Origin of the sequence: Bacillus thermozeamaize (genome assembly GCA_002159075.1) — a bacterium.
GTDB lineage: Bacteria > Bacillota > Bacilli > ZCTH02-B2 > ZCTH02-B2 > Bacillus_BB > Bacillus_BB thermozeamaize.
On record LZRT01000112.1, the window covers coordinates 1 to 6,570 of the forward strand.

The window sequence follows — 6,570 nt, forward strand, 5'->3', positions numbered from 1 at the left end:
CTTCTGGACGGCTCGTTCTCCGGCAAGTTCCATATCGGCGCCAACAGTGGGCAAAATATCGAAATCTCCGTCGCCGACATGCGGGCTAAGGCGCTGAACGTGGTGGCGACGGCGGCGGTTTGGAGCGCCGATCCGGGGACCACCGACTTCGATGTCGAGTCGGCATCGAATAGTGGCATTGACGGACTCGTGGCTGGCGCCTATAAGGTGGAAGTGGCCGAGGACGGAACGGTTACTCTCTTGGACGAGGCTGGGGAACAGATTGCGTCGGCGAAAATTTCGAACGGCGACACTTCGGTAGTCATTTCGGTGACGAACACGGCTTACATCGCTGATGGTAGCAGCTCCTTGAGCATCACGTTGGCGATCGGTGATGCCGACGCTACCACCGGTGTGGCTGCCACACCCGGTACTGTCTCGCTCTACGTCCTGCAACAGGGTCAGGGCATCAGCGTGATGAATCAGCAGGACGCCGACAAGGCCATTACTGCGATCAACAACGCCATCGAGCGGGTGTCGGCGGAACGGTCGAAGCTGGGCGCTTATCAGAACCGCTTGGAGCACACCATCGCCAATCTGGGCACGTCCGCGGAAAACCTCCAAGCGGCCGAGTCCCGGATTCGAGACGTCGACATGGCTGCGGAGATGATGCAGTTCACCAAGTACCAGATTTTGCAGCAGGCCTCCACGGCCATGCTGGCCCAGGCCAACCTGGCGCCGCAGTCGGTGCTGCAGCTGCTCGGCTAAAGGCAAAAACGGGGCCCGGGCTACAATCCGGGCCCCATCGCCATTTCTTCTCCTTGATACGTAGCTAACGCAGAAGTAGCAACCGCAGAAGTAGCAACCGAATCAATATGGCTGTATCTCTTTTTGTTTTCACCATTTGCTGCCGGTGTGGGTGATGAACGTGAAACTGAGCATCGGGATGATGGTCAAGAATGAGGAGCGATGGCTTGAACGCTGTTTGCAGGCCCTTCTCCCGGTTCTTGAGGCTGTAGACTCCGAGCTCATTGTGGTTGATACCGGCTCTGAGGATCGGACGGTGGAAATCGCCCGTCGGTTTACGGATCGGGTCTACTCTCACCCCTGGCAAAACGACTTCTCGCAGATGCGAAATATCGTTATCGGCTACGCTCGCGGCGAGTGGTTCTGGACAGTGGATGCCGATGAAATCCTCGAGACGCCCCAGCCTGTGATCGATTTCCTCACCTCGTCCCGTTGCAAGAGGTATAACGCAGCGACGGTGCTGATTAAAAACGTTACTAATGAAGAAGATGACACCCTGCACGTACCAACGTTAGTGGCGCCCAGGCTATTTCGGAAACTGCCGGGCTTTCGGTATACGGGACGAGTCCACAACCAGCCCGTTTACCGGGGACCGATCATGCATTTGCCGGTTACCTTTTTGCATTACGGGTATTTGGCCACCGACAAGGAACTGATGGAGCGAAAGTTCCAGCGCACGGCAACCCTGCTGAAGCTGGAGTTGGAAAAGGATCCCAGCAACATATACTATTGGTACCAGCTGTCCAAGAGCTATGCGATGCACAAAGATTACGAAGACGCAGTGGACCCCATCTTGCGGGCCTATGAGTTGGTCAAGAGCAAAGGTCCACAAAGCCGGAATTACATGTACGTGTACAGTCAGCTGGCGCTGCTGCACTTCCAGCTTCGGCGGTTTCGCCAGGTGATTCGTTTTTGCGACGAGGCCATCGCGTTGCGCGATGGTTACCCGGATCTCTATTACTTTAAAGCCAAGGCTCACGGTGCCGTCGGCGAGCTTCCAGAGGCCGTCCACGCGTATCAGCGGTATCTGAATATTGTGCGGGACTTCGCCGGGTCCCCAGCTTCCAAGGATACGTCCGTACCCCACTATTCCCTCTACAAAGCCGATGACGCCCGTCGAGATTTGGTTTCCCTTCACCACCGACTGGGCAATTTCGAAGAAGCGGGAGAATGGGCCCTGCAGGTTGAGGCTGTTGACTTGCTGGAACCGTTCTTCGACAAGACCGTCGATAGCCTTCTCAAGGCGCAGCGTTATCAGGAGATCGGCACGTTGTACCAGCGGCTCGCAGCACTGGATAAGCCCGAGGTCATCCAGAAATTCCTGGCCACACTTGAACGGACCCGGTTACAGTTGGACGCGGAGCTCGACAGGCGATTGTCTGTCATCTTCGCTTCGGGCGAATCGGTTTATTCCGTTCTCAACGCCGCTCGGGTGGCCGCTGACCGATCGGATTTGGAGCGTCATCTGTCGCAGCTGGAGGGATGGAGCTGGCGGGAGGCGCCTTTCTTTTATGGAGATTTGCTGTACACATTGGTCCGGGAAGCTCTCGTGGACTGGCGAGTGATGACAGACCTTGGCGAAAAGCATCTGGCCCAGCTTTTGACGTTTGCCCAGCGGCGACATCCAGACGTCCCAAAGGTGCTCGCGAACCGTTTGTTCAACCTTGGTGATCTACAGACCTTGGCCGAGCTGCGAACTGCGAAAGCCCTGGCCCGTTACGCGCTGCTTCATGGGGAGTGGGACGACAGCCAGTATGGGCGTCTGTTTGAACGGTACATCGAGTGGGGTACTTCTTACATTGAGGGTCTCTACCGGTCGGAAGTGCTCGATGGTGGGCTGGCAGGCGAGCTGAAGACTGACGAAGAAGCGGCGCTCATGCTCATGCGCCAAGCGCAACTCGCCAAAGAAGACCTAAAAAAGCAAATTGAGTATCTGCGCGAGGCGGTGAATCGGTTCGCACCTTTGACCCGGGGTATTCGACTGCAGTTGGCAAAATTGGAGGAGCAGCTGAGAGTCGGCGAATTTGAACGGTACAAGGAAAAAGTGAAAGCCAACATCGAGGCGTTGGTGCAAGCAGGTCATCTCGATGAAGCGCAAGGCCTGCTCCAGGAATACGCGAGTGTGGTGCCCGATGATCCCGGAATTTATAGTGTTGGTTCGGTCATCGCCGTAGCACGAGGAGATACAGAGCGTGCCTTGATGCTGCTCGACGAAGGATTGAGAGTCCATCCAGACGACTTCGACCTTTGGTTTAACCGCGCCTACGTGTATCTCCTCGCGGGAGATTCATCCTCGGCTGTAGAGGCTTATCGCCGTGCTGAGTCACTCCTGACGGACGATAGGCAGCGAGAAGATCTGGCAAACCTGGCCCAGCAGTTGTCTATCGTCTGAGACGGACTGACCGCCGTTTGACAACGGAGAGTACCGCTGGGCATCCTCGGCAGGTTGGACTGGTTCGCCGGTTGAATTGATGGCACGAGCTCAACAAAGTGAGCTCGCTCGTCGAATCAGGTTGGTCGAAGGAAGCGCGAAATTTGCGCGAGAAGTACGCTGGTCTCGTACCGCAAGATTCCCAGCATATGCGTGTTTCGGTTAACAATCACCGCTCCCCGGGGAAACCTTGTCGATTCAGAGCAGTGGGTTAACGAGGGATTGGCTCGATTTCCAGGTTCGACCTCAACTTTAACAGCGCGTAGACAATTCTCCGAATGGGCGACTTTGACCAGACGAGGCGCTCAAAGCGTATGAGCGCGCGGAATCACTCGCGAACGACCAGGGCCAGTTCGACGACCTCGAAGAACTTTTTCAACGGGTCAAAGCGGAGTACGCAGAACTGTCGCATGTGTATACACCGAACCTTAAAGGCGTACAACGCGCGAGCTTGTTAGCGGGCGCTGAGAGAGGGAGACGTGTCCTCTCGCGTGTACGCCTAGTGTCTGGGCGGTGCCTTCGTGATCCTTAACCTCCCTCGAATACTGCCAAGGAAATATCCCATGATGGAGTAGCTTCCCCTGGTTTCGCCCAACCGAATCAACCGCAGTTTGAAACAGATATTATCCTCCTGAACCGGCTCGTTGGGGCCGGTATTTTTCATTCAGGAGGGTTACCCACCATGAGAACCATCAAGACAAAAGAGGACCTGCAAGTCCTCGAACGCGCGCGAGTCCTCCCTCAACCCGTGTTCAACTATCTGAGCCAACAGTTTCACCAGTTGGAGGAAGCTCTACACGACCCGAACGACGTCTCTCCTTTCGACCTCTACGACCACGGATACATCGTCCTGCTCGAGCCCGGTGACAACGTCCGGGATCTTCGGTGTGAGTGTCAATCAAAAAGGGGACCACTGTGCTCATCGAAAAGGGATCCACCCAGAGCACCGCGCGCGTCCCTTGCCCCCTGCCCCTAGGGGGGCAGGGCGGCCAGGTCGTCAATTAGGCTTCCAGCTGCTGGCGCCACCGCTGGCTTTCACGGAAGCGGTACGACTCCCCGTTGAAAACCAGAATGTGCGCCCGGTGCGTAATCCGGTCCAACAGTGCTGTCGTCAGCGCCGTGTCGCCAAACACCTCCTCCCAGCGGGAAAACTCCAGGTTGCTGGTCACGATGAGGCTGCCGGCCTCGTGCCGTTCCGCCACGAACTGGAAGAACAGCGGCGCCCCCGGCCCCAGCCGCAGGTACCCCAATTCGTCACAGATGATCAGGTCGAACTTCTCCCAGCTCTTGAGGTAACGATTCAGCCGTACCTCCTGCTGAGCCGCCAGCAGCTCCTGGGCCAGCGTGATCGCGCGGATGAACCGGACCCGGTAACCCGCCTCGATGGCGGCGATGCCCAGCGCAGTGGCAATATGGGTCTTGCCTGTTCCGCTGGGCCCCAGGCAAATCACGTTTTCCTTGGCGGCTACGAAATTGGCCTCCGCCAACTGCAGCACCTTGGCCTTGGGCAGTTGTGGTATCGCGTCGAATTCAAACTCTTGCAGCGTCTTGAGCTGCGGAAACTTGGCGGCTCGCAGCCGTGTCTCCAACCGCCGGCGATGCCGCGAAGCCAATTCCTGTTCCAAGCAGCTGAGCAAGAACTCGCCTGGTGCGATGCTTTTCTCCATCGCCTCGCGAGCCAGCTCCCGGTGGGTGGCCCGCAGGCCAGGCAGCTTCAGCTGTTTGCACCGCAAGTCAATCAAGTCTTCGATGACCGCAGGGTGGCGATTCATGCGCCCACCCCCACCAGCAGAGCGTCATACCGGCGCGGATCTCCAACCGGTACCGCCGGACCCCGCGTCGGGCCGGCATGAACCTCCTTCCTCAGGTCGAACCGGTTGAGCAGCAACTGGCGGATGCCGTCGGCCAGATAGATGCCTGCGGCCAGCGCCTCTTGGATGGCCTCGCGAACGGCCTCGGGTGCAAACTCCTGGTGCAAAAGCAGAACCTGGACCATCTCCCGGTACCCGCTGGGGTCGTGCTCCATCAGCCGCCGCCGCAGGGTCTGGTAAGGCTCGGGCAGCTGACGCACCACCGCCGCGTGGGTAACCGCATACGGTTTGCGCACCAGTGCTCCAAGAAAGTGCTCCAGGCTCAGGACCGTCTGGCCCCGTCCCATGGCTCGCGGGTGCACGGCCACTTGCTGGTCCCGCCAATAGAACTCCAGCCGATCCGCGTAGACCTCGGCTCGCACCATCTGCCCGACGCAACGGGTGGGAACGGAATAGCGATTGCGCTCGTAGGTCACCAGCGACAGCTTGTTGACCGGGAGATAGTGCACCACACACGGCTTGAATGTACCCGCAGGAAGCGGTCTGAGGGCCCGCTTTTCTTCCTCCCACCGCTCCCGTTCCTGCTCGCACCAGGCCAGCAGCTTCGCATTCAGTTCATCGAGGGATTCCACATGCGGCACCGGGGTGAAGACATTCCGGCGCACGTACCCGACCAGATTCTCCACACTGCCCTTCTCGTGGGCTGCCCCCGGATTGGCAAACACGCTGTCAAACACGTAATGGGAGCGCAGGGCAACAAAGCGTTCGCTCAGTTCCCGGCCCTCATGCCCCTGCACAATCTTGCGAACCACCGGCGTGAGGTTGTCGTAGACCATCTTCTCGACCACACCGTTAACCCACGCAAACCACCGAACGTGCCCTTCCAGAAACGCCTCGAGCTTTTCGTGCAAACTGGCCCACACGAACGGCACGCCGCTGTAGTGCAATCGCACGCAGAACAGGTGGACCACCGTGGGGACGCCGGCCAGCACAATCTTCGCTTGGCCCCAATCCACCTGCGCCATCTCTCCAGGGGCGGGGGAGAGGACGAAGAACGGCTCCGGTCCATCCGTGTCCAGCTCCCGCCGCAGCTGGGCCACCACCCGGCGAATGGTCGATTCCGCCCCTTCATAGCCGTGTTCATCCCGCAGGCGCTGATAAATCCGTCGAGCCGTGTGTCGCTGCTTCCGCGGGGCATTGCGGTCTTCTAGCAGCCACTGCCGGACCAGTTCCCGATAAGGGCCGACTTTCGGCGCCGGCCGCGGGCGGCTCATGCGGTATTCCCATGGCCCAGGGTCTTGAAGGGCCTTCCGAACCGTCTTGCGGGAGTGGTGAAGCTCCTTGGCAATGCGGCGAATGGACCACCCTTTGCGGAAGTGGAGACGTCGGATAAACTCAATATCGACCACCTTGAGCATCTCCTCTCCTCCCTGACCTCCGAGTTCTTCCCAGAAGTCAGGGTAATGGACGAGGTGCTCGGGGTGGTCCCCTTTTTCGTGATCACTCCGCTGTCAGTGGTCCCCTTTTAAGTTAGCGCGTACA

Annotated in this window: 4 protein-coding genes and 1 pseudogene; 3 read left to right on the forward strand and 2 right to left on the reverse strand. The window is 58.6% G+C overall.

The features are described 5' to 3' along the window. The 3 genes and pseudogenes from BAA01_14020 (at position 1) to BAA01_14030 (ending at position 4,193) form a co-directional block, all read left to right on the forward strand. Positions 1-747: pseudogene (locus tag BAA01_14020) on the forward strand (hypothetical protein). Positions 748-901: 154 nt separating this feature from the next. Next, entirely contained in the window at positions 902-3,178 is a 2,277-nt protein-coding gene (locus tag BAA01_14025; GenBank protein ID OUM85132.1) for a hypothetical protein, read from the forward strand. Between the two features lie 721 nt (positions 3,179-3,899). Beyond that, positions 3,900-4,193, forward strand: coding sequence for a hypothetical protein (locus tag BAA01_14030; GenBank protein ID OUM85133.1), 294 nt, complete (start codon positions 3,900-3,902; stop codon positions 4,191-4,193). A 25-nt stretch (positions 4,194-4,218) separates the two neighbouring features. Here the strand turns inward: BAA01_14030 and BAA01_14035 are convergent, their stop codons facing one another. After that, on the reverse strand, positions 4,219-4,989 hold the full coding sequence (locus BAA01_14035) for an AAA family ATPase (protein OUM85134.1): 771 nt from the start codon (positions 4,987-4,989) through the stop codon (positions 4,219-4,221). After that, on the reverse strand, positions 4,986-6,386 hold the full coding sequence (locus BAA01_14040) for a hypothetical protein (protein OUM85135.1): 1,401 nt from the start codon (positions 6,384-6,386) through the stop codon (positions 4,986-4,988). Before BAA01_14040 ends, BAA01_14035 begins: the two co-directional genes overlap by 4 nt. Positions 6,387-6,570: the final 184 nt, after the last annotated feature.